Annotated in this window: 22 protein-coding genes and 3 pseudogenes; 13 read left to right on the top strand and 12 right to left on the bottom strand. The window is 36.8% G+C overall.

The features are described 5' to 3' along the window. Window positions 1-214 precede the first annotated feature (214 nt). A complete protein-coding gene (gene deoD / locus QFZ72_RS16080) occupies window positions 215-919 on the top strand; it encodes a purine-nucleoside phosphorylase (protein WP_307435112.1) in 705 nt (234 codons plus the stop codon). A gap of 186 nt (window positions 920-1,105) precedes the next feature. Here deoD and QFZ72_RS16075 read toward each other — a convergent pair whose 3' ends face one another. Together QFZ72_RS16075 and QFZ72_RS16070 are read right to left on the bottom strand one after the other, a co-directional pair. Next, entirely contained in the window at window positions 1,106-1,867 is a 762-nt protein-coding gene (locus tag QFZ72_RS16075) for a TrmB family transcriptional regulator (protein WP_307435111.1), read from the bottom strand. A 1,042-nt stretch (window positions 1,868-2,909) separates the two neighbouring features. After that, complete coding sequence (locus QFZ72_RS16070) at window positions 2,910-4,397, bottom strand: flavin monoamine oxidase family protein (protein WP_307435110.1); 1,488 nt, start codon at window positions 4,395-4,397, stop codon at window positions 2,910-2,912. Window positions 4,398-5,080: 683 nt separating this feature from the next. On the opposite strand from QFZ72_RS16070, the gene QFZ72_RS16065 reads away from it, so the two are divergent. The 6 genes from QFZ72_RS16065 (at window position 5,081) to QFZ72_RS16040 (ending at window position 13,630) form a co-directional block, all read left to right on the top strand. Then, window positions 5,081-6,286 (top strand): hypothetical protein, encoded by a 1,206-nt coding sequence (locus tag QFZ72_RS16065; RefSeq protein WP_307435109.1) that lies wholly within the window; start codon window positions 5,081-5,083, stop codon window positions 6,284-6,286. A gap of 18 nt (window positions 6,287-6,304) precedes the next feature. Continuing rightward, the gene (locus QFZ72_RS16060) at window positions 6,305-7,534 is read left to right on the top strand and encodes a Zn-dependent hydrolase (protein ID WP_307435108.1); all 1,230 of its coding nucleotides are present in this window, start codon (window positions 6,305-6,307) and stop codon (window positions 7,532-7,534) included. A gap of 1 nt (window position 7,535) precedes the next feature. Then, the gene (locus QFZ72_RS16055) at window positions 7,536-8,711 is read left to right on the top strand and encodes a M20 family metallopeptidase (RefSeq protein WP_307435107.1); all 1,176 of its coding nucleotides are present in this window, start codon (window positions 7,536-7,538) and stop codon (window positions 8,709-8,711) included. A gap of 516 nt (window positions 8,712-9,227) precedes the next feature. After that, entirely contained in the window at window positions 9,228-10,631 is a 1,404-nt protein-coding gene (locus QFZ72_RS16050) for a sigma-54 interaction domain-containing protein (protein ID WP_307435106.1), read from the top strand. A gap of 425 nt (window positions 10,632-11,056) precedes the next feature. Beyond that, window positions 11,057-12,223, top strand: a complete 1,167-nt coding sequence (locus tag QFZ72_RS16045) for an alanine dehydrogenase (RefSeq protein ID WP_307435105.1) — start codon at window positions 11,057-11,059, stop codon at window positions 12,221-12,223. A 21-nt stretch (window positions 12,224-12,244) separates the two neighbouring features. Continuing rightward, window positions 12,245-13,630 carry a sodium/glutamate symporter gene (locus tag QFZ72_RS16040; protein ID WP_307435104.1) on the top strand — a complete coding sequence of 462 codons (1,386 nt, stop codon included), beginning with the start codon at window positions 12,245-12,247 and terminating at the stop codon, window positions 13,628-13,630. Window positions 13,631-13,963: 333 nt separating this feature from the next. On the opposite strand, the gene QFZ72_RS29525 is transcribed toward QFZ72_RS16040, so the two are convergent. Next, on the bottom strand, window positions 13,964-14,134 hold the full coding sequence (locus QFZ72_RS29525; protein WP_373464593.1) for a cupin domain-containing protein: 171 nt from the start codon (window positions 14,132-14,134) through the stop codon (window positions 13,964-13,966). Window positions 14,135-14,380: 246 nt separating this feature from the next. On the opposite strand from QFZ72_RS29525, the gene QFZ72_RS16035 reads away from it, so the two are divergent. Then, window positions 14,381-14,677, top strand: a complete 297-nt coding sequence (locus QFZ72_RS16035) for a hypothetical protein (RefSeq protein ID WP_307435103.1) — start codon at window positions 14,381-14,383, stop codon at window positions 14,675-14,677. 158 nt (window positions 14,678-14,835) lie between these two features. Here QFZ72_RS16035 and QFZ72_RS16030 read toward each other — a convergent pair. Together QFZ72_RS16030 and QFZ72_RS16025 are read right to left on the bottom strand one after the other, a co-directional pair. Continuing rightward, window positions 14,836-15,583, bottom strand: a pseudogene (locus QFZ72_RS16030) (SDR family NAD(P)-dependent oxidoreductase). A 26-nt stretch (window positions 15,584-15,609) separates the two neighbouring features. After that, window positions 15,610-15,801 (bottom strand): SDR family oxidoreductase, encoded by a 192-nt coding sequence (locus QFZ72_RS16025; protein ID WP_373464592.1) that lies wholly within the window; start codon window positions 15,799-15,801, stop codon window positions 15,610-15,612. A 226-nt stretch (window positions 15,802-16,027) separates the two neighbouring features. Here QFZ72_RS16025 and QFZ72_RS16020 point away from each other — a divergent pair, with 226 nt between their 5' ends. After that, the gene (locus tag QFZ72_RS16020) at window positions 16,028-16,999 is read left to right on the top strand and encodes a cell wall-binding repeat-containing protein (RefSeq protein WP_307435102.1); all 972 of its coding nucleotides are present in this window, start codon (window positions 16,028-16,030) and stop codon (window positions 16,997-16,999) included. A 617-nt stretch (window positions 17,000-17,616) separates the two neighbouring features. Here QFZ72_RS16020 and QFZ72_RS16015 read toward each other — a convergent pair. Continuing rightward, window positions 17,617-18,492, bottom strand: coding sequence for an SMP-30/gluconolactonase/LRE family protein (locus QFZ72_RS16015; protein ID WP_307435100.1), 876 nt, complete (start codon window positions 18,490-18,492; stop codon window positions 17,617-17,619). A 463-nt stretch (window positions 18,493-18,955) separates the two neighbouring features. On the opposite strand from QFZ72_RS16015, the gene QFZ72_RS16010 reads away from it, so the two are divergent. The 3 genes from QFZ72_RS16010 (at window position 18,956) to QFZ72_RS29520 (ending at window position 21,045) form a co-directional block, all read left to right on the top strand. Further along, window positions 18,956-19,705, top strand: a complete 750-nt coding sequence (locus QFZ72_RS16010) for an SAM-dependent methyltransferase (RefSeq protein WP_307435099.1) — start codon at window positions 18,956-18,958, stop codon at window positions 19,703-19,705. 176 nt (window positions 19,706-19,881) lie between these two features. After that, a complete protein-coding gene (locus QFZ72_RS16005; RefSeq protein ID WP_307435098.1) occupies window positions 19,882-20,298 on the top strand; it encodes a hypothetical protein in 417 nt (138 codons plus the stop codon). Window positions 20,299-20,583: 285 nt separating this feature from the next. Next, the gene (locus QFZ72_RS29520) at window positions 20,584-21,045 is read left to right on the top strand and encodes an ATP-dependent DNA ligase (protein ID WP_373464591.1); all 462 of its coding nucleotides are present in this window, start codon (window positions 20,584-20,586) and stop codon (window positions 21,043-21,045) included. On the opposite strand, the pseudogene QFZ72_RS16000 reads toward QFZ72_RS29520, so the two are convergent. From QFZ72_RS16000 to sat, 3 genes and pseudogenes are all read right to left on the bottom strand, one after another. After that, a pseudogene (locus tag QFZ72_RS16000) lies at window positions 20,952-21,266 on the bottom strand (SAM-dependent methyltransferase); the annotation flags it as partial. The gene QFZ72_RS29520 and the pseudogene QFZ72_RS16000 sit on opposite strands and share 94 nt — an antisense overlap. Before the next feature lie 156 nt (window positions 21,267-21,422). Further along, window positions 21,423-22,016, bottom strand: coding sequence for an adenylyl-sulfate kinase (cysC, locus tag QFZ72_RS15995; RefSeq protein ID WP_307435097.1), 594 nt, complete (start codon window positions 22,014-22,016; stop codon window positions 21,423-21,425). Between the two features lie 16 nt (window positions 22,017-22,032). After that, window positions 22,033-23,172, bottom strand: a complete 1,140-nt coding sequence (sat, locus tag QFZ72_RS15990) for a sulfate adenylyltransferase (RefSeq protein ID WP_307435096.1) — start codon at window positions 23,170-23,172, stop codon at window positions 22,033-22,035. A 257-nt stretch (window positions 23,173-23,429) separates the two neighbouring features. On the opposite strand from sat, the pseudogene QFZ72_RS15985 reads away from it, so the two are divergent. Further along, window positions 23,430-23,525: pseudogene (locus QFZ72_RS15985) on the top strand (transposase); the annotation flags it as partial. 16 nt (window positions 23,526-23,541) lie between these two features. On the opposite strand, the gene QFZ72_RS15980 reads toward QFZ72_RS15985, so the two are convergent. The 3 genes from QFZ72_RS15980 to QFZ72_RS15970 form a co-directional block, all read right to left on the bottom strand. Further along, window positions 23,542-24,156 (bottom strand): sulfotransferase family 2 domain-containing protein, encoded by a 615-nt coding sequence (locus tag QFZ72_RS15980; protein WP_307435091.1) that lies wholly within the window; start codon window positions 24,154-24,156, stop codon window positions 23,542-23,544. Window positions 24,157-24,501: 345 nt separating this feature from the next. Then, window positions 24,502-24,849, bottom strand: a complete 348-nt coding sequence (locus tag QFZ72_RS15975) for an HTH domain-containing protein (RefSeq protein ID WP_307435090.1) — start codon at window positions 24,847-24,849, stop codon at window positions 24,502-24,504. A gap of 443 nt (window positions 24,850-25,292) precedes the next feature. Then, window positions 25,293-25,892: a hypothetical protein gene (locus QFZ72_RS15970; protein WP_307435088.1), complete on the bottom strand. Its 600-nt coding sequence runs from the start codon at window positions 25,890-25,892 to the stop codon at window positions 25,293-25,295. Between the last annotated feature and the right edge of the window lie 149 nt (window positions 25,893-26,041).

The following is a 26,041-nucleotide window of genomic DNA, read 5'->3' as shown; positions in this document are numbered from 1 at the left end:
AGTGCCTAAGCCTTGAAGTCATAAGCTACTTAATAGTTGAAGGTAATGACCATCTACACTATTGATTATCTAATTTGTTCCAAGTCTGATCAAGGTCTTTGAGCTTTCCTAATAAAGGTTTTTGTAAAAGAAATAGATCGAAGCCATTCAAATTTCAGGGAGGTGAACACCGTTACAATTGGATCTATCGTTTTCCAGTTTGTAATGGTAGATAATGAGTACTCATATTAACGCTAAACAAGGTGAAATCGCAGAAAATATCCTATTACCAGGTGACCCGCTTCGGGCAAAATATATTGCAGAGACGTTTTTGGAGAATGTAAATTGCTATAACAATGTAAGAGGAATGCTAGGTTTTACTGGCACATTTAATGGAAAACGTGTTTCGGTACAAGGAACGGGTATGGGAGTTCCATCCATTTCTATCTATGTAAATGAGCTAATTCGTGACTATGGTGTTAAAAACTTAGTTCGAGTAGGTACATGTGGTGCCATTCAAAAGGAAGTATGTGTCCGTGATGTTATTTTAGCGATGGCAGCTTGCACTGACTCTAACATGAACCGTCTTACATTTCCGGGTGTTGATTTTGCACCTTGTGCAAACTTCGATTTATTAAGGAAAGCATATGACACCGGAGTCGAAAAAGGTTTGTTTGTACGAGTTGGAAATGTATTTACAGCTGACGTTTTTTATCGTGATAGCATGGAAATAGTAGAGAAATTAGGGGATTACGGGGTCCTTGCTGTTGAAATGGAAACAACAGCACTATATACCCTTGCCGCAAAATATGGTGTAAACGCGTTGTCAATTTTAACTGTAAGTGATCATATCATTACTGGTGAAGAAACAACAGCAGATGAACGCCAAACTACATTTAATGACATGATTATTATGGCTTTACAAGCTGCAATTTCATAATTTAAATAAATGAAAATATGAAGTCCTATTGAAAGGGAGGCTGACTCACAGTCATTATCTAACGACATTTTGAGTTAGCCCTTTTTTCGTATTCTATCGTCGCTTTTAATGAAATTATCAATTAAATTAAACAAATTTAGTAATTTTAATATTCACACGACTTTGAGGAAATGATAATAAAATGTATTAATAGCGCAATTTCATTAGGATGTTTCTTATCTCTTCATCATTCATTAACAAGTCGTAATGCTTTTCATTAATTTTCGCTAGTGCAACATCATGATAGAAGAACTCAGTAAAAATCTTTATAAATGGTTTCGACATTGTCTTCAAAGCTTGCCAAGAGTGATCTTCCATACCAGCAAAAATAACTTCTCTATCATCGACTATAATTAAACGAAATCGTTCTAATTTCTGATGCTCATTTGCAGGAATTAGTGTATGGATGTTTGATAAATTTGTCTCCAAGTTACCTACCACAAGTACCTCAACATCTACCCCATGTTCCTCTTTGTCAATTAATAATGGCAAATATTCATTAAGGTCATCTTTCCAAGCGGATATCCGGATAGATTTTTTTCCTTCTTGAACAAGTTGTTTACTTTGTGCCCGAATAGATGAATCAACTTTTAAACTCCATACATGTTCATCATAATAGGACTTTTTTTTAAGGCTGTTGTTTTTTAATTGATTAACGTTATCCTGAAATTCAGTTGTTAATTTTTCAATAGCAAGTGGTAACGGCAGCCCAGTATAAAGCTTTTTATTTTCAGAAACAGAATCCAATATCATACCTTTTTCAATCATGCGTGATATTACTTCATATACTTTTGATTTTGGAACGCCTGAATATTTAACAATGTTAGTAGCATCCATCGGTTCCTCATTCGATGCAAGGACTTCATAAATTCTACTTTCATATTGTGAAAAACCGAATTTTTGTAACATATTTCCTCCTATATATTTTCTTTTATGTATAGAAAATCCTTCTAATTGTAATGGATTCTACAAGTGCCATTCAGCTTAAAAATGAGAAGGGAAAACGATTCTATTAATCATAATAATGTAAAGCTGAAACCCATTTATTATCTGTATTCATTATCATAAATTAATTGATGTTAAATTCATACTACAATTTATCCCTTCTCATTTCTACATCTTTACATTCAACTAACGTTATTTTATTTCCGTTTTATGATATTTTCGCAAGGTGGGAAAAGGGGACTCCAAGTTATGTGTTTTTCATTGAAGTGCAATTGGGTTCCATCTAATTCAACAATTGGAGGAATATCTGGAAGATCAGTGCAGCAGGATGAACATCGAGCGGTCATCAATTATCAGGCGCATTTCCTTAATAAAGAATGCGTCTAGATTCATTTAAGTCCAGATTATTGAATAGACGTTCGAACAAACATTTGATATTTATGTTAATACCAGTATGAGAATTGTGAATAAGAAAATCAATCACCTGGTTATTACTTTGATACTGATTTATCGATTTTAAACAATATAAAAGCTGAAATAGAGATTTTTCTTAATCAGTGTTTAGTTTATATGTACATTAATAAATTAGTTTTATGAAATTAAACTTTTTCTAATATCTCTCTTCTTGTAAGAGAGATATTTTTTATTGCTAGACATTTTTTGAATGTTGCTTATTAATAAATCCAATACAATTTTCAATAGTAGGAACATAAACAAAAGTTTGATGCATGATGTTAAAGATGAATAAATGGGATAGGGTAAAAATCAAGCCGGTTACACCTTAGCGTGGTAAAAACCGGCTATTTTTGTATTTGGATCCCCTTAACGTTGTAAATCCGCGTTTTGATGGCGGTACCCCATGCCCATCAAGCTAAGAAACTCTAACACTTTAAAACATAAAAATAAGGCCGGGCTTTTGTGAATTATTACATAAGGAATAGCTTTTTTCTGTTTGGTGGTATCAGAAAATTTGCACTTACTGCTAAAGAATTTACGTTAAATCTTCCTACTCGATAAAAAGAGTCCTCTGTAAGTCATTAACTTCATCAGCAACCCGTATACCTGATTCAATTGCACCTTGGATCCAACCGTGAACGGTTGAAGCGTGTTCACCAGCAAAGTGAACCCGTCCTTCAGGAGATGCGATATAGGGAGAAAGTTCTGTTACCTGTTCCGGTTTAAACATAGCAAAAGCTCCACCAGAATACGGATATCGGATCCAACTGTGGCTCGTTCCTGTTACAAACTCACGATATACCTGTTCACCGTGGATGGTGGCCAAATTTTTCAATGCATATTCCAGTCGATTTTCATTGGTCAAGCTATCCCAAGGTAACGCATCATCTTCCCATGTGTAACTAGCCAAAATGACACCCGGCCCCGATGTACCCACCCCATGGCACGGATATTGACTATATGTGATAGGCAGGTCAGAAGCTGTGTTTCCCCCAAACATACCTTCTCTTTCCCAGAACCTGCTTTTAAACTGAATGCCGGTTTTAGTGGAGCCAACATAATGAAGGTCACGAATCGCCTGCCATTTGTTTTCGGAAAAAGAATTCCGTGGTTCAACTTCGATAAATTGCAAAATCGAAAAGGGAATAGTCACGATGGCAAGATCACCGGTGATTTGAAATGGTCTCAAGATTTTGGTATGGATGGAGTCAATCGTTACTTGGTTGTTATGCTGCACTATTTTCGTCACTTTTTGTCCAAACATAATGTTATCCTTTAATTGTGGGAGAAATGCTTTAGGAAGTTGGTCGTTTCCCCCCGGGATCTCATAGAATCGAACATCAGGGGTAAATAAAATCATCACCTCACGCAATAGTTCCAGGAAAGAAAGCTCCGGAAATCCTCCTAGAGAAAGAAGTACTTTAATCATTTCGATGGCAGCCGGAGATAAAGTGACACCAAGCGGGTTATATCTTAAATAAGCATCCATCGAGTATTTATCAAATTCTTTTATGACTATAGGCCAATTTCTCTGCGGGTTTTGGTTGATAAAATCTGTAACCGGTTTTGTTGCTAATGTAAGCAACTCTGCAGCCGTTTTACCTCTTTCATGTGGCGCAACCGGATAGCCAAGAATGTCAGGGTTCTGTTTATAAAACTTCAATCGGGTCTTAATTCCTCTAGCATAGATGATATCGTTAGGAGTACTGCTAATAAACCGATTAACCGATAGGTGAAATTTGTTTATGTATTCCAATGTTAAATAATGAGTATGAGGAATACGCATTGCGCCTGCTTCAAGATATAATCCATCAGTAAAATCAGATTTCAACGTGTAGACACGGCCTCCCACTCTTTCGTCTGCTTCAAGGATTGTAACATTGTGTCCGGCGTCCTTTAATAAAGAAGCAGCGACAAGTCCTGCCATCCCTGCCCCGATAATGATAATCTTTTTGGGGTTTTGTGTTTTGTTAAGTCCATTTCTGATGAACGAAACCATTTGATCGGGTGGTAATTGAGGAAATACGTATTTTAACATACTTTGTCTCCTTTGCAATTACTCAACACACCCTGTGGATGATAGGTGTAAACCATCCTTTAAGGATGCTTACTGTCATCCTATTCAAATAATGCATGTCCCTATGTGAGGTAGAGCCAACGTTTTGAAGGTGGGGGAAAAACGAAGAAAAAGATGAGAATATAATGAGAAATTATTTTTTTGTTATAGAACCTAGCAATCTAGTTTACATAATTGACCTTTTGGGAACCAACGAAAACAACAAAACCCTGGATTCGGCCAAAATGGGTCAAATTCAGGTGTTTTGTGTGGGGAATAACATGAAAAAAGCACCCATAAACGAAGATCACGTTCTTCTGTTTCGCCGGTTCTCTCTGAATTACTGTCTACTTTCAAATTTGCCTGAAGCTCCCTATGCCCATTAGGCTCATTTCATATCTAGTAATTTACGTTGTTAGCTTGATGGGCATGTGGCGGTACCCCTATATACTTAAGGAAATAAATTACAGTAAAATAATATTATTACCATTTTGAAATAAAGAAAATTTTCAACTAAAATATAAGATCTAATAAAATCAGCTTATAGAAAATTATAAATAATTTAAATTGACTGAAAAATATAATTATATTATTATTTTACTTATAAAATTTTTTTCGTATATCGAAATATTTGTAAATCAAACAAAGAAAAGGAAGAGATTCTTATGTCCCAGATGTTAGCTTTAGTTATTCTTATGCTTATTTTATTTATAGGAGATTTTGTTTCTGTTCGAACAAAAGCGTGGGTACCGTCCATTTTCGTATGCGCAGTCCTGTTCCTTCTAGGATATTGGACGTTCTTTCCGCAAGACATCGTAGCATTGGCAGGTGTGCCGCCAGTTGTTGCAATAATGATGATGTACTTATTAATTACCAATATGGGGACGTTGTTATCGATTCAGGAATTGAAAAGTCAGTGGAAGACAATTGTCATTGCCCTCTCTGGTATTTTAGGAATTATCGCGATTTTATTTAGTATTGGAACACTAATCTTCGGTTATCAGACAGTAGTCGTGGCCATTCCCCCTTTAGTGGGTGGTGTAGTATCTGCCTTAATCATGTCAGAGGGTGCAAAAGAAGCCGGTCTCGCATCATTATCCGTGTTTGCCATCGTCATTTATGTCATGCAAGGATTTGCAGGATATCCGATCACGTCTATCATGTTAAAAAAAGAAGGGAAGAGACTTCTTGCACAATATCGCCGTGGACAATTAGCGTTAAGAGAACAGGAAATAGCTACTGAAGAAGTAGCTGCTACAGCAGCAACAGCAAAGATGGAACTTAAGTTATTTAAAAACATTCCAGAGAAATATAATACCGATTTCTTTAAATTTTTAAGACTGGTAATTGTCGCTTACCTTGCTTATCTTGTTTCTACTCTATTGGCGCCAGTTGTGGCCGTCAGCCCGTTTGTTCTTTGCTTATTGTTTGGGGTAATCGCAAAAAGTATTGGTTTTCTCGAAAAGCAGGTTTTACAAAAGGCAAATGGTTTTGGGTTTGCCATCATGGCTCTAATGCTCTTTATTTTTGACGGATTAAAACAAGCAACACCAAGTATGATGCTTGAGATAATATATCCGCTTGTAGGAACGATTTTATTGGGTGTCATTGGTATGTATATATTCTCATTGATCGCAGGGAAAATTTTAAAAGTGAGCAAAGAAATGGCGTTCGCTGTTTCACTGACTGCGTTATATGGATTCCCTGCCGACTACATCATCACGAATGAAGTAATTAAGTCATTAACAGAAGATGAAAAAGAAAGAGAAATGCTGACCAGCTACATGTTGCCACCTATGCTTGTAGGAGGTTTTATAACAGTCACAATTGTATCAGTCGTATTAGCAGGTATTTTTGTAGGTTTATTGTAGGAAGGATGGAATGACATTATGAACGATGTTCAAGACCGAATTGAAAGACATATAGATACATTGAGTACATTTACCGCAACACCTGATAAAGGTACAACCAGGCTTACTTATAGTAATGAGGACTTGCAGACACGAAACTATCTAAAAAATAAAATGAATGAGTACGGTTTACATGTCAAGGAAGATGGTTTTGGCAATATTTTTGGCAAGCTTGAAGGCACATTAAAAGATGGGCCTAGCGTTCTCATCGGTTCTCATTTTGACTCAGTCCCAAACGGCGGTGCCTACGACGGTCCTGCAGGCGTAGTGGCGGGGCTTGAAGTGGCTGCTCTCTTTGCGAAGAATAAAGTAACACCGAAATATCCTTTGGAAATTATTGCACTTGTGGAAGAAGAGGGAGCAAGATTTGGCGGCGGACTAATGGGTTCGAGAGGAATCGTTGGATTGCTAAGTGAGGAAGATTTTAAAAATCTAACCGATAAAGATGGTATCTCTACAGAAGAAGCGATGGAGAGTATCGGACTGGATTCGTCTTTTCCTAAAAAAAGAGATCCAAAAACTATTAGAGCATATCTTGAATTGCATATTGAACAAGGACCAATACTTGAAGAAAAAAACGTTCCGATTGGCGTGGTGGAAGCAATCGTCGGTTTGACACAATTGGAAGTGACAATAAAAGGACAGGCAGGGCATGCAGGGACAACTCCGATGAACCGCCGATCGGACGCATTAGTCGCTGCAGCAAGGATCATTGCTCAATTGCCTGAGCTTGCGAGTGGTGAAGGGGAAGGAACGGTTATAACAAGCGGACGACTCAATGTATTTCCAAACGGAGCCAATGTCATCCCCGATAAAACAGTATTCTCAGTGGACATCCGATCAGCTAGGGAAAAAAATGTACGCAATGTTATCGAGAAAGTGAAAGAAATAGTAGATTCATATAGTGAAAATGGTATTGATACATCCGTTGAGGAGCTTTTATATATGAAGCCAAAAGCAATGAATCATGAGGTTCTTTCTCTTTTGAAGCAAAAGAGCAGTGAATTAGAAATCCCGTACTGTTCAATTAACAGTGGTGCAGGTCACGACGCTATGGTCTTTTCCGATTTTACCGATGTAGGGATGCTTTTCATTCCAAGTAAAAATGGACTAAGCCACTGTCCGGAAGAATGGTCAGATTCACGCCATTTAGCAAATGCTGTCCATATTCTATATGAAACAGCCAAAAAGTTAACGGAGGCAGAGTAGAATGATTCATCCAATAATAAAAGATCGAATTCATATGAATAGCGAAGAACTAATCGAATTACGGAGAAAGCTCCATAGCGAGCCTGAATTACCGTGGGAGGAAGAAAAGACAACTGCCTTTATTTGCGAGTATCTCGAAAATCTGGGGATTCCTTTTCGAAAAATGCAACCGACCGGGGTAATTGCTGCTATCGAAGGCGGAAAGCCGGGGAAAACGGTAGCTTTAAGAGGTGACATGGACGCATTACCAGTACAAGAGCAAAATAAAGATTTACCTTTTGCATCAAATGTAGACGGAAAAATGCACGCCTGCGGCCACGATGCCCATACTGCGATGTTGCTGATTGCCGCCAAAGCCTTAATTGAAATAAAAGACGAATTGCCTGGAAAAGTCCGCTTACTGTTTCAGCCTGCCGAAGAAATTGCAGAAGGTGCAAAAGCAATGGTGAAGCAGGGTGCGATGGACGGTGTAGATAACGTCTTCGGCATTCACATATGGTCACAGATGCCTACTCACAAAGTTTCCTGCACACCAGGACCTTCTTTTGCTTCAGCGGATTTATTCAAGGTGACTTTTAAAGGCAAAGGTGGTCACGGTGCCATGCCGCAGAATTGTATTGATGCGGCAATCGTTGCATCTTCCTTTGTCATTAATGTGCAGACGGTCGTCTCTAGAACTATTGACGCCAAAAGCCCTGCTGTTCTCACTATAGGAAAAATGGTGGTGGGCACAAGGTTCAATGTCATTGCCGAAAATGCGGTAATTGAAGGAACTGTCCGTTGTTTCCATCCTGTAACAAGAGAACATATTGAAAAACAGATCCAGCATTATGCTGAACAAGTTGCAGCCGTATATGGTGCAACGGCGAAAGTAGAATATACCCGCGGCACTCAGGCAGTAATCAATGATGAATACAGTGCTAAGCTAGTCCAAAAGGTTGCTTCAGAAGCATTTGGCGAAGATGTGATATATAATGAAGAGCCGACAATGGGCGGAGAAGATTTCAGCTTCTACTTGGACCATGCACCTGGCAGCTTTGCTCTCGTTGGAAGCGGCAATCCTGAAAAAGATACCGAATGGGCCCATCATCACGGAAAATTCAACATCGACGAAGACGCTCTGGTAACCGGAGCCGAATTATACGCTCAATATGCTTGGACATATTTAAACGCATAAAGGATGAAAAAAGGTGTGTCTCATACTACGTTTCCGGAGAAAAGATTAACATAGAGGTTATTGGCTCAGATCATCTTTATCCCTGCTGCGTATTATGTTGTTTGGTTTGCAAAATGGATATAACAATCTTATTTCCCAATCTGGGGCGATTGCAGCAGACAGTGATGGCCTCTTTAAGTAGCATGCAACGTGTTTGAATAAAAACAGAAGCTTGGTATCATTAAGAATACAGCCGTTTTCCTTTGGAAAACGGCTGTACCTTATTGTACAAGGTTTTTTTAAGAAAGTTTAGTAACTCTCACGTTTAAGAACAAGCAACCTTTCTGCTTTCATTCTGTGCCGGGGATACCTTCATCATTTCGACTAAATCACGAAAACTATAGTAGAAACTCGTCAAAAAAAACAAATCAATGAAGTTGTACTTTAATATTCAAAATGGGGTACCGTCACATGCCCATCAAGCTAACGAAACGAATTCCCCCCCTTTTTTACTACAAAATCATGGAGGAGAATAAAATGACTAGATTAGATAATTATGACATTTTAAATCAACTGAAATACATTGATGGTATTACAATTTTAGATACCAAAGGGACAATCTTGTTTACAATCAAATTTAATCCGCAATTCCACTCAGAAATTCGTGAACGTGAGGAAATATTAGGAGAAAGCTTATTTTCTGTATTTCCTACTTTGAATAAGAAATCGAGTACTTTATTAAATGCAATGAAAACAGGTCGTCCTATTTTTAGAGATAAGCAAGAAATTGTTGATTTTATGGGACGGAAAATTGAAACTACAAATATTTCTTTACCAATCAGGGCCCATGGGAAAATTATAGGAGCAATTGAATTATCGAAAGAAATAAAAAAAGAAAATACAAATAATGCAATCGAAATAAATTCAGAAATGTTTAAAGCTGATAAACGATTACTAGAAAATATTCAGCCAGAACGAGCAAGATATACATTGAAGGAAATTATTACAAATAATGAACAAATGAGGAATCTAAAGCGCTTAACCGAAAAAATTGCAAAAGGAAGCTCCCCCGTATTTATATATGGTGAAACAGGAACAGGAAAAGAATTATTTGCTCAATCACTGCATAATGCCAGTAATCGTGCAGAAAAGCCTTTCATTGCGCAAAACTGTGCAGCCATTCCAGAAGCCTTAATTGAAAGTATTTTGTTCGGTACAATAAAAGGAAGTTTTACCGGAGCAGAGAATAATCCAGGTTTATTTGAAATAGCGGAAGGAGGAACCATTTTTCTAGATGAGATTAACTCAATGCCCATTCATCTACAGTCCAAGCTATTAAGAATATTACAGGACGGATATATTCGAAGGTTAGGAGATAAAATTATTAGAAAAGTTGATGTACGAGTCATCACCGCGTCTAATAAACGCCCTGAAGATTGTGTAAAAGATGGAGATATGAGGCTTGATTTATATTACAGATTGTGCGTAATGACGCTCAATATTCCGCCATTACGTGAACGGAAAGATGATATTAAGATTTTATTGGAATTTTTTATCTCTAAATATAATGTGCTGCTGAACAAAAATGTAAACAATGTATCGAAGGAGACATATGACTTTCTCTTGAGGTACAACTGGCCGGGGAATGTACGGGAGTTGGAACATATTGTTGAATTTGCGATCAATCAAATAGATGAATGGGAAGATACACTTAAAATGAAAGATATTGAAGAACGTGTGAAAAATTTCATTCGACATAGTGAAGAAGAGATTCAGATTGAACCATTAAAAGAAGCAGTTGCTAGATTAGAAAGGAAAATGATCGAAAAGACAATTCAACAAACAAAAGGCAATGTATCACAAGCAGCTAAATTACTCGAAATCCCAAGACAGACTCTGCAAAATAAGATCAGATTGTACGAAATTGTGCCCAAAAGCTAACAATAGAGAAATAAACTTATGTTCAAAGTGCCCAAAACATAACATCTACTGCTCAAATATTAACAATTTAATCATTTTTATATCTCCAATCGACATTTTTATCAAGAGAAACTCTCATTTTTTCCGATTTTCCTGCTTAAATCAGCGGAAAATGATACGTTCTATTGGCATGCTTCTTGCTTTAATAAAGACGATACGAAATAGAATTGCGTCCTTATAAAAAAGTAGAAAGAAGGGGTATAGTTATGAAAATTGGTATGCCAAGGAAAATAAAATCTTGATGTTAAGAAAATGGATTGTAAATAATTAGGGTTTATATTCAGAAAAAGAACTTTGTAATGAAATTTAATCGTCACCAGGAAAACACAGCCGGTATTAACTAGGCAATATGTTGCTGTACATATTGAAACTGGGGAGGAAGGAAAATGATATTTGGTGTATTGAAAGACATAAAAGTGGGAGAGTCCCGAGTAATTGCAACTCCATTAGAAGTCGAAACTATTATAAGCGATGGTCATACTGTTCTTGTTCAAAAAGATGCTGGAATCCAGGCGGGATTCAGTAATGAAGATTATGAGGAGCAAGGTGCTAAAATAGTAGAAGAATTAGAAGAAATGTATGAAAGGTCTGACTTTTTAGCAAAAGTGAAAGAAATTGAAGAAATCGAGTACAAACTACTTAGAGAAAATCAAATTATCTACACATGTATCCATCCAGCTGCTAATGAAGAAGAAGTCCAAGCCATTCTCGACAGCAAATGTATTGCATTTACGGCAGAAGATTCACATAGATTCGGTTCAGTGAATTGTGAAGCAGCAGGTAAACAAGGAGCTTTAATGGGCTTACAATCGATGCTAACAATTAATGGGGGCAAAGGGAAATTTGTAAGCGGATTAGCAGGAGCACCTGGCATTAAGGTCCTCATCCTCGGAGGGGGTATAGTCGGAAAATCCGCATTACAAGTTCTACAATCGTTAGGAGCTTGGTGTACTGTAATGGATGTAAACTTCGGTACATTAAGAGAAATTGGAAAGATATACAACGAAAAAGTAAACACTCAATTATCAACTAAAGAAAATATCAAAAAATCACTTCCGGAAATTGATATGGTCATTAATTGCGTGAAATGGCCAAAAGGAAGTAAGGATTATTTGATAGATAGAGACATGCTCAACCTAATGGAAAAAGGATCAGTCATTGTTGATATTAGCAATGATGCTGAAGGGGCAATCGAGTCTTTCCGTGAAACCACTCATGATAATCCCACGTATATTGAAAACGGTGTCGTTCACTATTGTGTAGGCAATATTCCAGGGGCTATTGCAAATTCCACATCCGTAGCATATGCTGCTTCTGTATTAGGCCACCTTAGATCCATTCTCAACTCAGGTGTCACAGAAGCCTGTATCAAAGATGGTTTTTTAAGACGGAGCTTGACGGCATATAAAGGGTATCTCACTCATGAAGAAACCAGTGCTATTCAAAACAGACCATGGATAAAACCGGAAGACATCCTTGATATTACAAACAAGAAATTGGACATCGCACCGCCCGCTACAGTTACAAGATCAAATAACTTTCTAAAATTATAATCGGGAAAGGTGGATACATCTATGACGTTAAATACGCTATTAGTAGACTTCACTCTCGCCAGCATACTTATATTAATAAGTATGCTAATGCGTTCAAAAATCAAGTTATTGCAAAGGAACTTTATTCCTGCAAGCTTATTGGCAGGTTTTTTAGGTTTGGCGTTAGGTCCTGGATTCCTGAATATCCTGCCTTTTTCAGAGGACATCGGTTCTTATGCAGGAGTCATCATAATTTTTGTGTTTGCTTCGGTAGGGATCAATGGATTTTCATTTTCCCCAGGTAATATGAAGAAAGACCTGAATAGAATGGGTGCATATGCTTCATATAAAATATTGATCATGTGCGTCATCATTTTTATTCCCATTGTATTTTCAATATTAGTTATTTCTAAATGGGTTCCGGATATTAATTATGGTTTTGGATTACTATTAGCAACGGGATTCTATGGTGGTCATGGAACAGCAGCTGCAGTAGGATCAACCTTTGAAAGTTTAGGTTTTGCAGACGCAACAGATTTAGCTATGACATCCGCCACCGTTGGTATTTTAGCAGGTATTTTTGGTGGACTAATATTTATAAAAATGGCTACAAAAAAAGGATATACCCACTATGTTAAAGACTTCTCCCAAATCTCAGAGGACATGAGGACAGGTTTAGTAAAGCCTGAGAATCGAGTTTCCATAGGAAAGGGGACGATTTCACCCATAGCACTTGACCCACTAGCATTTCATTTGGCGCTCTTACTTATTCCATCCGGTTTAGGTTACTTGCTAAATACATATATTGCTGATACTTGGGGGCTCGACTTTCCAACATTTACAATAGCATTCATTGTTGCATTGGTCATGTATGCGCTCATGGGTAAGGGGCAAAAAGGTGTATATAAATATGTAGACGAAGAAGTGGTAAATAGGTTAGGTAGCTCAGCTACCGATTACCTTGTATTCTTTGGAGTAGCCTCAATTAAGCTACCTGTTGTTCTTGAATATGCACTCCCACTTGGATTATTAATGCTTTCAGGTTTGATCATTGTTATTTTACTATTATGGGTAGCTGGGCCTGCCATGAACTATGAAAGTTGGTTTGAACGTTCAATATTTGTTTATGGATATGCAACAGGCGTCTTTGCGATCGGCCTGACTCTATTAAGGGTAATTGATCCAGAGAATAAATCTAAGACAATTACAGATACGGCTATTGTTGGTCCACTTAATACGCCTATAGAGTTATTTGCATGGTCAGCTGGACCAGCCATGCTACTAGGAGGACAACACTGGTTATTTGTTGGCATTTACGCTGCCATTTCTATCTTATGTATTGTAATATCTATCAAGTTTAAATGGTGGTACTGGAAAATACCTTTAGGGGATAGACCGGATGTATCTGCATCTAATCGCGATGGATGACGCAGATGAGTATCAACGCCATTGAAATTCACACTATAATTGCATGGAATAATCGGTAATGATCCCCTAGCATTGCACAGAAGTAATTTTATAGTATAAAAGGACTTTTTCCTTGCAGGGAAAAAAAAACACCACAGAATCAAGATCTGTGGTAGGCAAAATTATATACGCTTATCTTTTCAAAAAGACGACTTTCATTCAAGCTTCGAATGTAAAAGTCGTCTTTTTTTAGAAAGTCATAAAAAATAAGTTCTTCAGTGCCTTCCTTTAATGTAGTGTGGGACTGGCCCTTACATTCATGAAATCGCGCCAAGTAATCTTAAGAAAATGGCTTTACAACACCCGTCCTGTCATAGCCCATACGGATATAGCAGTTTCGTTTGAACGATTAACAAACCTATGGGGAGTTGTACTTTTAAAACGAATAGAGTCCCCTTCACATAAAATATATTCTTTATCTCCTAGAATTACAGTCATTTTGCCTTTTAAAAAATGAGGCCACATCCTTCACCAGAATGCTCTACGAGTTGTTGATCTTCCTGTCCTGGTTCTAAGTGAATCATAATCATTTCAATGGTTCCCTCTGTAATTGGTGTTAATAATTGATATTTAGAATGGGATTGGGGAAATATAAGTGTTTTTCGCTCATTTTTTCGAATAATATGAGTAGATTGCTCATCGTTTTCTATAAGTCGGGCCCTACCAACGAAACGCTGAAAACATACGCTAAGGTATTGTTCAGAAAACCTTATGAATATAGACGCAGGTATATCAGAAAAAACAGCAAATCAAGTATTGGAAAATCTTAAATTATTTCACGAAGGAAAAAAATATATAGCAGATTGCCATCTAGACGAAAGCAATAACTTTATTGAAGACGGTATCGAAGAATTTAAAAAAGGGAACCTTGCTGACGGAGCTTTACAAATATTTGGTGCAGGGTTAAATTTTGCTGGTTTTTCAGCTAAGGCTATTTCATTTAAAAATATTAATCCTCATGAAATGATCAATGAGCGATTCAAATTAATTAAAAAACCATTAGGATAAAAATGGTAATCCAGTTCGGAATAAACAAACCAATTCAATCTTAAACAATCTGGCGCTTTCCTATAGGAAGGTGTTTTTATAAAATGAAATAACAAAGCAGTTCTAAATGATCTACGATTTAGACTGCTTTGTTAGTATAAGATATCCTTTAATTTAAATTAATGTGCGGTATAGCCCCCTTCAGCAAGAAGGGTTGTACCATTAACAAAACTAGCATCATCACTTGCTAAAAATAAGACAGCCTTTGCTATTTCTTCTGTTTTCCAAGTCTGCCTTGTGGATGAAGAGAAACTAAATATTCTTTCGTTTGAAGATCAACACTTGCAAGTAAAGGAGTGTCAATATAACCAGGGCAGACCGCATTAATACTACCATCTTTTGCATAAGTAGTACATAAGTTTTGAGTTAATAGCTTCACGCCACCTTTTGCAGAGGAATAGGCTGTTGGATTTGGTAATGAAACAAAACTATGAATAGAACCAGCGTTAACAATGACACCGCCTGTACCTTGTTTAAGAAACTGTTCAATCGAATATTTATCAAAAAGGAATACCCCTGATAAATTAATATCGATAGTTCGTTTCCATTTTTCATAGGTGTTGGTGCATCATCAGCAACTCCAGCATTTGCATACATAATATCTAGCTTACCGTATTGATTCACGGTTTCATTGATCATCTGTTTAATATCTTCTTCTTTTGTTACATCTGTTTTAACAAATAACGTATCATATCCATTCGTATTCAATTCTTCTAATATGTCTTTACCTCGTTTTGAAATGTCAGCAATGACCACTTTTGCGCCTTCTTCAGCAAAAAGGCGAACAGTTGCTTCACCAATTCCGCTTGCTCCACCTGTTACGATTGCTACTTTGTCTTTTAATTTCATATCAATCTCTCCATTCATCAATGAATTCAAGTCAATATCCATTTTTAACATTGCTCAACTGTTGCTCCACCATCAATCACAAATTCTGCACCTGTCGAGTAAGCTGATTCATCAGAAGCAAGAAATAACACTGTATTTGCTAAATCTTTTACAGATCCTAGATGTCCTAAAGGAAATAAATTTGCAACTAATTGTTCTTTTGAATTTCCAGTTACCTCAGAAGCATAGTCTGCCATTCCATTATTTCCAGAGAAGAGTAGCGAGAGCTACTCTTCTTTTCTTGAAATTGGCTTGAAGCTTTGATAATCAATAGTGACCTGATCTGTATTGAGTGTTCAAGGAAGATTTTGTCGAAAAATTTCAGACTCTTTAATGTTAAATTTTGTAATAAATCCATTACATTTTATCTGGTATAAAAGTATAATATAGAAGTTTGCTAGATTATATACAGGGGGATCTTTTATGAAAAAAACAATCGTATTATCAGCTCTATTCGCTTTGAGCCTTCCTTTTGCTCAGGTAAGCGCAGCTGAAACAGCGCCTACTTACCGTTATGCAGGAGAGGACCGCTTTAAAACATCAGTAGCACTTGCTGATGAATGGGTAGAATCAGATGTTGCTGTACTTGCAACTGGAAGAAACTATCCGGATGCCTTGAGTGCAACTCCGCTTGCAGCTAAGCATGGAGCACCGCTGCTGTTAACAGATAAGAATTCTGTTCCAAGCAGCGTAATTACGAAGTTAAAAGAACTTGGTGTGACGAAGGTTTACCTGATTGGCGGAACTGGCGTTATCTCAACTGCTGTTGATACACAGCTGAAAAATGCAGGAGTGAAAACTGTTACACGTATCGCTGGAACGGACAGATATGATACATCTGTAAAAGTGGCGAAAGAGGTAGGATTGGAAACAGGGACTCTTGTGGTAGCTTCAGGTGAGAATTACCCGGATGCCCTATCCATTGCTCCATTCGCGGGAATCATCCAATCCCCAATTCTATTAACTAGAAGCACAGATCTTCCGGGTGTCGTTAAGAATTATGTCAAAGCTGCAGATGCAGATTTTGCCATAATTGCGGGAGGTTCAGCAGTCGTATCAGAGAAGGCTACAGAAACGTTACCAGAAACAATCAGATTGGGCGGAAGCAACCGTTATGCTACGAATACCCAGATTGTAGACTTTGCAGTTGAATCGGGTATCTATGATATGGATTCTCCATTCATTGCTACAGGAACAAACTTCCCGGATGCTCTTTCTGCCTCTGCACTTGCTGCTGATTGGTTTAACGGTGTGATTCTGACTGATCCAAATGAGCCTAAAGCGACAACAAAACAGACTATACAGAAATATGCTGACTTAGCAGTAGAATATGAAATCGTCGGGGGAGTAAAAGCATTGCCTGACAGCACGATTGCAAAACTTTTTCAAAAATAATGGATTGAAAAGCTCTGATGAATGATCAGGGCTTTTTTCTATTTGTCAGGAGCTTTGGAACTTTTTTAAAATTTTTCAAGACTAAAAAAAATATTAAAGAGCTGTGATAAAATGGAAATATCAGTTATTCAATTAAAGGGCAGGATTGTTGAAGAGTGGTTTCAAGAGTTTGATCAACAATCGGGCCAGATTGTTGAGTAACTCATTTTCAAAATAAATGGATATTTTAGAAGAGATTGTGAAGAAATATACTTAAATGTAGTGTAGTGCTTTATTAAGTACATAGATCATATTTAGATTATTTTTATATATTGTTATCTCTTTTAAAAGTTTTAGAAACCTTGCGATGCAACACCCTTTTTTGCATGCATAAATGCTTAAAATAGTGTATGAATGCACTACTCGTCTGTAATCCATATGTTCCAATGCTTGTTGTACTATATATGTAAAATCTTATACACGTAAAGCTTTACTTTAGTCGTAAACAAATTCAATATTGATAGACACCTCATACACTAATTTTATCTTGTTAAACAAAAAGAGTCCCCAGGATAATTATGAGACTCTTCAAAATATTAAAAAAGAGGGATACGCGTTCTAAGAATATTTAATAAGGATTACCCTCCAAAAGCATATGTTGGAAGGCCTCTTACTTTGGTATTGACAACAAATAATCCACCAGCATAAGGTTCCTTCGCCAATATTTTTTCTTCTAAACCGATTCGAGCGGAAGTAATATAGAGTTCGTGCAAATCGTCACCGCCAAATACGCAAGAAGTCGTGCGTGTTGCAGGAACATTCACTATTTCAAGAAGCTTCCCTGTTTTCGGATTCCACCTTGTTACAGCACTACCGTTCCACATCGCGACCCAAATCATTCCTTCTTCATCCGATGTCATGCCGTCAGGGAAGACGAAGTTGTTGGGAATTGAGACGGCAACCCGCGGATTACTGATTGTTGCGGTTGCTAAATCATAGTCGTAAGCCATCACTTTATTTGTCAGCGAATCGATATAGTACATCGTCGAATTGTCTGGACTCCAGGCGATACCATTCGAAATACTGACATTCTCCAACACCTTTTTGATGCTCCAATCAGTATCCAGGCAGTAAAAAGCCCCGACATTCGGCGTCGAGTCATGGCTCATAGTACCCGCCCAGAAACGTCCAGCCGCATCGCATTTTCCATCATTGAATCGGTTATTCGGCTTATCTAACTCGACAGCACCAATAAATGTCATATTCCCCGTTTCGAATTCGTAGGCATAAAACCCATGTTTTAGTGTCATCACAATACCACCTGATTTTCTAGGAACAACTGAGCCGATATACTGCCCGGTATCAAAGATCGTATGTGTCTTCTTCGTTGGATTATACAAATGCAGCTTTTGCCTTGTAATATCTACCCAATACAGCACTTTTCTTCGTGAATCCCAACTCGGCCCCTCACCGAGTTCAGCTTTTGCATCCAGAACCAATTGAATTGAATGCATTTTTTTCCTCCTTTTTAATCATCATGTGACATGGGTAATCCTCCTAATAAAACGTCTTTGGGATTACTCTATGTTACAACGGCCCATCTAGTGCAAGGTTCTTATTTTTATTGAAAGCATACAAAAGAAAGTGGTTTTGGTACGGGCTCAATACTGTAAAAATTGAATATTGTAAGAGAAAGTAATAAAGCGTAACTAGGCGGGAGCATTTTGACACTTACCTAATTTTATACTTTCGTTCTTCCGTAAAAGGGCGCTTATCTGTAAAAAGGTAAGTGTCCTTTTTACTTGAATAAAAGATTGAGTTAATCACCTAATTTTGAAATAATTGGTATTAAGCAATCGGGCAGGATTGTTGAAGAGTGGTTTCAATTTGATCAACAATCGGGCCAGATAATTGAATAAGCTTCCCCTTACTTTTACAATATGATAGAGGGAAATAAAATAAGTCTCTGGAGGTATTATGGATAGAAACAGATATTCAGCAATAGCCCATCAAAGCCATACTTTTTATAATCCGATTAATCCATCAAAGATAGACAAAGTTATTGAGTTACTTGCTTTAAAAGATAATGACAAAGTAATAGATATAGGTGCTGGGAAAGGTGAAATTCTTCTTCGGATTATTGAAAGGTATAGATCTAAATGTATTGCTATCGAGAAATATGGTGATTTCACGGAACAACTTCAAGTAAATGCTAAAAATAGAGGGGTTTTAAATAATATTGAAATCATTACAGAAGATGCTAAAGTAGCAATTAAGACAATAAATGAGCAGTTTGATGTAGCGATTTGTATTGGTTCAACTCACGCATTAGGCGGATTGCATGAAACGTTGGATACGCTGAGGAAGTGTGTAAAAAAGGGTGGATATGTGCTCATCGGTGAAGGCTACTGGAAGCAGCAGCCAAGTAAGGAATATTTGGAGGCGCTCGGAGGAGCGGAAGAATCCGAATTACGAAGCCACTTCGAGAATGTGAAGGTTGGCGAAAAACTAGGCCTAATTCCACTCTGGTCTTACACTACTAACGACGATGAATGGGATGAATATGAGTGGCTTTATGCTATGTCCATTGAGAATTATTGCTACAAACATCCTGATGATCCAGATTGCGATGCGATGTTACAAAAGATCCGGACTTGGAGAAGTACATATCTGAAATGGGGCAGAGATACCCTTGGATTTGGGATATATCTTTTTAGGAATATGTAAAATTCAATTAAAGGGCGCTATTCTTCGATAAGACAACATAAATGATCTTCAACAATCGGGGGCGATTGCTTAACAAAGTGTCGCCTCTTTTTATTGAAGTAAAGGCACGATAATTGAACAAGATGTTTAGAGGCATATTAATTATTAAATAATTTCCACTGTTTGGAGATGGTTTAATGATTACAATTGCAAATGCTGAAAATAACCTCAAAAAAAGATTTGGTGAAAACACAAATGATGTAATAAATATTTGGAAAGAGTTTAAGTCATTTGCATTAGAAGACGTTGATGGTGAAGAAGAAAAAGCCCTACTATTTCAGTGTGGGATCTATAACTTTACTGGAGAAAAACTATTTTATTTCGATTTTGTTAGACAATTTACTGATAAAGAAGATGGGAACATTCAACAACTTCACTGTGAATTCGTTTTTGAACATATAAAGGAGTTTAAGAAGTTGGAAACGTCAGAATGGTATTTTGAAACCGATGGTGATATAGAAGATTTTTTTAATGAAATAGAAAATCTTGAGGAATTTAAAATTCCGCTTAAACATACGCCTAAACAATTTAACTTATATCAAGAAAAGGCTTAACATCTTTTTAACTAAAGTGTGCTTTTCTAGAACCTTAAACCAAATTACAATATAATATGATCTTCAACAATCGGGGGTGATTGCTGCACATAGTGACTATACCCCAAAGTTAAGAATTGGGCAGGATTGTGGAATAAGGATCTATTGTTAATTACGATTCGGAGGAAAGAGAAATGGACTTACATCAATTCCGATATACCTTTTAAATCATCTTTTATCAATTTTGTTCTGTTTATGAAACTAAACATACAATGAATCTCCTTTATCAATTATCTTCAAAATGTAATGTTTGTAAATAAACCTTCTTTTTCATTTGATGGAGAGCTCATTGTTCCTGGAGAAAAAGGAAAGCCTGACTTTGAAGCCATGATGGAAAGGTTCCAATCAAAGAAATCTAATCATCACATACAGTTTTGTGTTTTCGATATTGTTTACTTTAAAGGTGAAAGAGTTAATCTAACGCTATACGAAAGAAAAACCCTTTTAGATGAAGTGCTGAACGACTCCCCTTCTATCTGCAAGTCTCAATGGTTATATGGAAATGCTGCAGCATATTTTGATCTGGTGCAGCAGAATGGCTTGGAAGGTATCGTTCAAAAACGAGCTGATTCCAAATATCAAATTAATAAACGCTCTGCAGACTGGCTCTTCTGCTTCGCAAGGGCTTCTGCTTCCTCAGCACCGCGTCCAAATACAAACGGATCTCCACCTTTTAAACGGGTTACGATCTTACCGCTTTTCGCATAACGGATTAAGAAGTGATGAATCGTTTCCTGCTTCATTAAATGATAGTCAGGAAGCTTGCCGCAATATATGAGATCTGCTTCCTTTTTGGCATAGGAAAGCAATTCTTTATTGACCAGGCGATCATACAAAATAACATCTGCCTTCTGGATGCATTTGATGGCTTTTAACGTGATCAGCTCAGGATCACCTGGGCCTGCTCCAACTAAATAGACCTTTCCCATGTTCTGACTCTCCTAACTAACATGCAATTGACCGCGTGTTCATTTGAGGACAATTACCTTAAATGATGTATTGCTATTCTTATAGAATAATATATCAATAAATTCAAACTTTTCGAGAGTTTTTTTCTTTAATCTTCAGTCCATAAAAGGAAACCTTTAGATTAAACCCTTTTCAATCAAGGCTTTCGTCAATTGTTTAACACATTCTTCTATTGAATATTTTTCTGTATCCAGGACAATTTCCGGATTCGCAGGCTCTTCGTATGGTGCGCTGATGCCTGTAAAATGTTTGATTTCTTCATTTCTCGCTTTTTTATAAAGTCCTTTGGGATCGCGTTTTTCGCATTCTTCAATCGAACATTTAATATAGACTTCGAGGAATTCATCCTTTTCAACCAATTCTCTGACAAGGTCACGATCAGCACGGTAAGGGGATATAAAAGCTGTTAAGACGATTTGTCCGCTCTCAACAAACAGTTTCGAAACCTCTCCTATCCGTCTGATATTTTCCTTGCGGCCGGTCTCATTAAAGCCAAGATCCTGATTGAGGCCATGCCTCACATTATCACCATCCAGGACAAACGCCTGAGCGCCGCGGTCAAATAAAGTCCGGGCAAAAGCGTTCGCAACAGAAGATTTACCGGATGCTGATAAACCTGTAAACCAGAGAATAAAGCTCTGGTGTTTATTTTTATCTCGTCTTTCTTGTTTTGAAATAGAGGATTCGTGCCATACAATATTGCTGCTCATCGATGTTTCTCCCTTCTTATGAAACGACTTCTTTTTTAAGTCCGTTTATTAAAACTTCAATGACTTCCGGGCGGCTGAAAGTGCTTGGAGGAACCTCGCCGTTCCTGAGCATTTGTCTAACCTTTGTTCCTGATAGAATAATATGTGCCGAGCTGTCGTGAGGACATGTTTTCGTTGTCGCCATTCCTTCGCATTTGCTGCAGTAGAAGCTGTGATCGAATTTCAGCGGCTTGATTCCAAGCTCCTGCTCCTCAAATTGATCAAAGATTTTCTGAGCATCATAGGTGCCGTAGTAATCACCTACACCTGCATGATCTCTGCCAACAATAAAATGGGTGCATCCGTAATTCTTCCGGACGATAGCATGGAAGATCGCTTCTCTTGGGCCTGCATATCTCATTGCTGCCGGAAAGACACCGAGCTCAACCCGTTCTTCCGGATAGTAGTTTCTTAGAAGAACCTCATAGCTCTCCATTCTGATGGATGCTGAAATGTCATCAGATTTTGTTTCACCTACAAGCGGATTTAAGAATAATCCATCCACTGTTTCAAGGGCTGATTTCTGAATATATTCATGTGCTCTATGCACGGGGTTTCTTGTCTGGAATCCAACGACCGTTTTCCAGCCTTTGCTTTTGAAAATTTCACGCGTTTCAATTGGATCAAACGTGTATTGTTTAAATGGCTTTTCAGGTCTCTTTAAAAGAGTAATTTTGCCGCCTACATAGACGTCTTCCCGTTCGTGCATTTTTTTCACGCCCGGGTGAGCAATGTCTGCCGTTCCATAAACATTTATGGCTTCAAGTGTTTTGTCAGGCTCATAAACATCTTCAACCTGTATCAGGCCATATACCTCGCCTTTGTAAAGCAGTCTCGCTTTTGCGCCGACTAGTAATCTCTCAGCCGTTACCTTTGAAACAGGCAGTGTGATCGGTATACTCCAGACAGTCCCTGAAGCAAGCCTCATATCATTTACGACCTGCTCATAATCTTTCTGTGAAAGAAATCCTTCAAGCGGGCTATATGCTCCAATTCCGATTAATTCCAAATCACTTAATGCCATTGCATCGATTTCAATTTCTGCAGAAATCTCCTGATATTTTTCCTCTGGGTTATACGCTTGTATTAATAATCCTCCGTGCGGCTGTAAACTCATTTTCTTTTTTCCTCCTAAACATACCCTTTTAATTAGTTTTAAAGCTAAATGCCTCCGCCTTCTTGATGAATTCGGCTTGCTGCTCGGCATTCAAGAAGAATCTAGGATCCGGCCTGTGGGTCCTTGGTGGAGGAAAATCTTTGGCTAAAAAGAGTAGCTACCTTAATAAGCTACTTTTTTTATTTTTCAAGTAAGTAAAAACGCCAAACTCTTATGTATCAAGGGATTGGCGTTTGTCCGTTTTTTATCGTTTATGCTTTTCTGAAGCCATCCAATCTATTTTTCCGCAAACAGAAATTCAACTGTGCGTGATTCACCAAATCTGCAACTCTATGAAATATGTCTCATACAAAGAAATGAATATATAATTTAAATATTTTGTATTTTATCTTTTAATATATTTTTTGCATATTTATATAATTCCAAATCTAGTGTGTTATTTTGTATTATTTTATCAATTGTTTTTGTTGGAAAATCACTTTTTAATTTTCGATTTTTAGTTACATTTCTTTTTTGATATTGAACACTTTTCCAACCTAATTCATGTTTCATAAGAGAGAGAGAATCGTCGAATAGTTCAGTAATTCCTACAATAGAGAAATGGTTATAAAGATTTTTCTTCGCTTGCTCCAAGTTAGGAGTTTGCCCGTCACAGAAATAACGTGTTTGCAAATTAACATTCTCGTGTTCAAACTCTTTGTTAGTAATGAATTGATCCAAACTAAGCTCTTTTACTTTGCTGTGCCAACGATGATTCTCATTTCTGCGAATATAATAGTACAAAGAAATAATACGCTCAACTGGATCACGCATCATTGTAATATAGATACACGGTTTTGAAAAATGACGATGTAATCCAAAACCAGTCTTTCTTTGATAACATTGTACATTTTCATTGTATTGGTTTTTAAGGAAATAATGTAAAGTAGTCCCTCCAGTTTTAGGGATATGCATAAAAATTAATAATTTATCTTTATGATTCATTATTTCACCTCCGATCAAGGGTATTTTTATATTCTTTTTTATCTAGCACCACGGGTTACTTTAGGTTGATAGTAACCTTTTATCTAAAATTTTAATAGAATACTCTTTCGTTAATAGTTTATGTAGTATAGAGGACAAGTGCTCACGGTATTTGCGGAAATATTCAATTTTTTTGAAAATATGGTGACGATGTCTATAGTCGTTGTTGCTGTTGTTATTGTGGTTTCTTTTTCAACTTCAATATTTTTTGCAACCATGCGGGATAAACCGTCCTCGATATCCGTTGCGGTTAGGTTGCGTTTAAATCCTTCCGCAATGAACCGCAACAATTCCACAGTTACTTTTTTACCTGCAAGCAGTATCTATTGAATCCATTTCACTATTACTAGTAGCATCAATTTTAGTTTTGCTTTTAGTTTCACTCGTACGAGTCCTAGTAATTTCACTTTTACTTTTATTGATTTCACCCATAGAAATGTTGTTGTTTTTTCCGAACAACGTACTAAAATCAACATCGGATGGCTCAGGTGATTCCCCTACGTAGTTATAAATACTTTGCTTGCTATCCCATTCATAACCTAATTTTTTAATCTTCATTTGAATCGTTCGATCACTTACATTATATAATTCGGCTAGTTCTTTGATGGTCATTTCTTTTGCCGTAATTTTATGAATGATTTCACTTACTAGCATACGTAAAAGCCACCTACTTTCATCTTACTTTTACGTTTATATATTCATGCTAGCTTATTAAATGTCCTGTCTGAAAGTTTCTTAATTTACATAATTAGGTATTTTAGGAAGTGAGCAAAAGAGCCAATCCCTTGTACGTTTCAAGGAATTGGCTCTTTTGCTTTTTAGTATCAATATCAATTAATAATACTTTACGATTTGTTGGTACTAGTCTTCTGGGTTCGGATCGTTTTTGTCCACTTCATCACCGTCTGGATCTTCGAACGGCTCTTCTATGTCTTCTTCAAGCTCTTCTGCAGGAGTTTCTCCTGGATCTGGATCCTGCTCTTCTTCAACGAAATTGAACTTTAATTTATCATAACTAGGTTATATTAGAAAAAATAATTACAATTAATTCTAAAGCCTAGATACATTTTTTCTTGTACAGCTCTATTTTGATTTGATTATTCACATTTATATCCATGCATTTTACAGAAATTAATAAACTCATCAACTAAATTTTGGTTGCAATTATCCTTTATGAACGATAAATTCATTGGAGGATGACTTCTTGCATTCACTTTATTATTTATTTTTTCAGTTGGAGCTACTTGATGCCTATTTTCTATTTTTTTAAAAAAATCAGACAAAACTTTTTCGGGTGCTTTATCTACATAAACCTTTAAATTTGGTTTTTGCAATTCTATAATTTTATACCATTCTAAAACACTTTTTACAGTCATCTCTAATTTGTTAATACCTTCTAAATTTATATGTTTTTTTCGAAATATTAAACTTAGGTCCGATGTAGTGTAATAAGTACTACATACAATATCAATTGGATTTCTCATACACATAATTACATAATCAAAAGTGAAGTCTTTTTTATTAAGACCCTTAACACCACAGACCTGATTATCTTCAACTGCAAACATCCAGCTACTAATTCCATCTTTACCCATCCTTTCATGTTTAACATCAAATCCAAATTCCTGAAATAATTTAGCCATAAATCCTGTGCCACTTCTCGGATGTCCCAAAATTAAAAAATTTCTTTTTTTCATTAAAAATAAACTCCTTGTTATTCTAAGTTCATTTATTATATGTGTCGTTAATTTATAATTGACGGCATTTACCACATTCTAAAGAAATATCATGTTAAAAGTTTTAACAGACTAATCGAGCTTTCCTTTGAAGATAAAATGATAGTCTA

Origin of the sequence: Bacillus sp. V2I10 (assembly GCF_030817055.1) — a bacterium.
Taxonomy (GTDB): domain Bacteria; phylum Bacillota; class Bacilli; order Bacillales; family Bacillaceae; genus Bacillus_P.
Note: the sequence above shows the minus strand (reverse complement) of the source record. Positions and strands in the feature narration are given on the sequence as shown.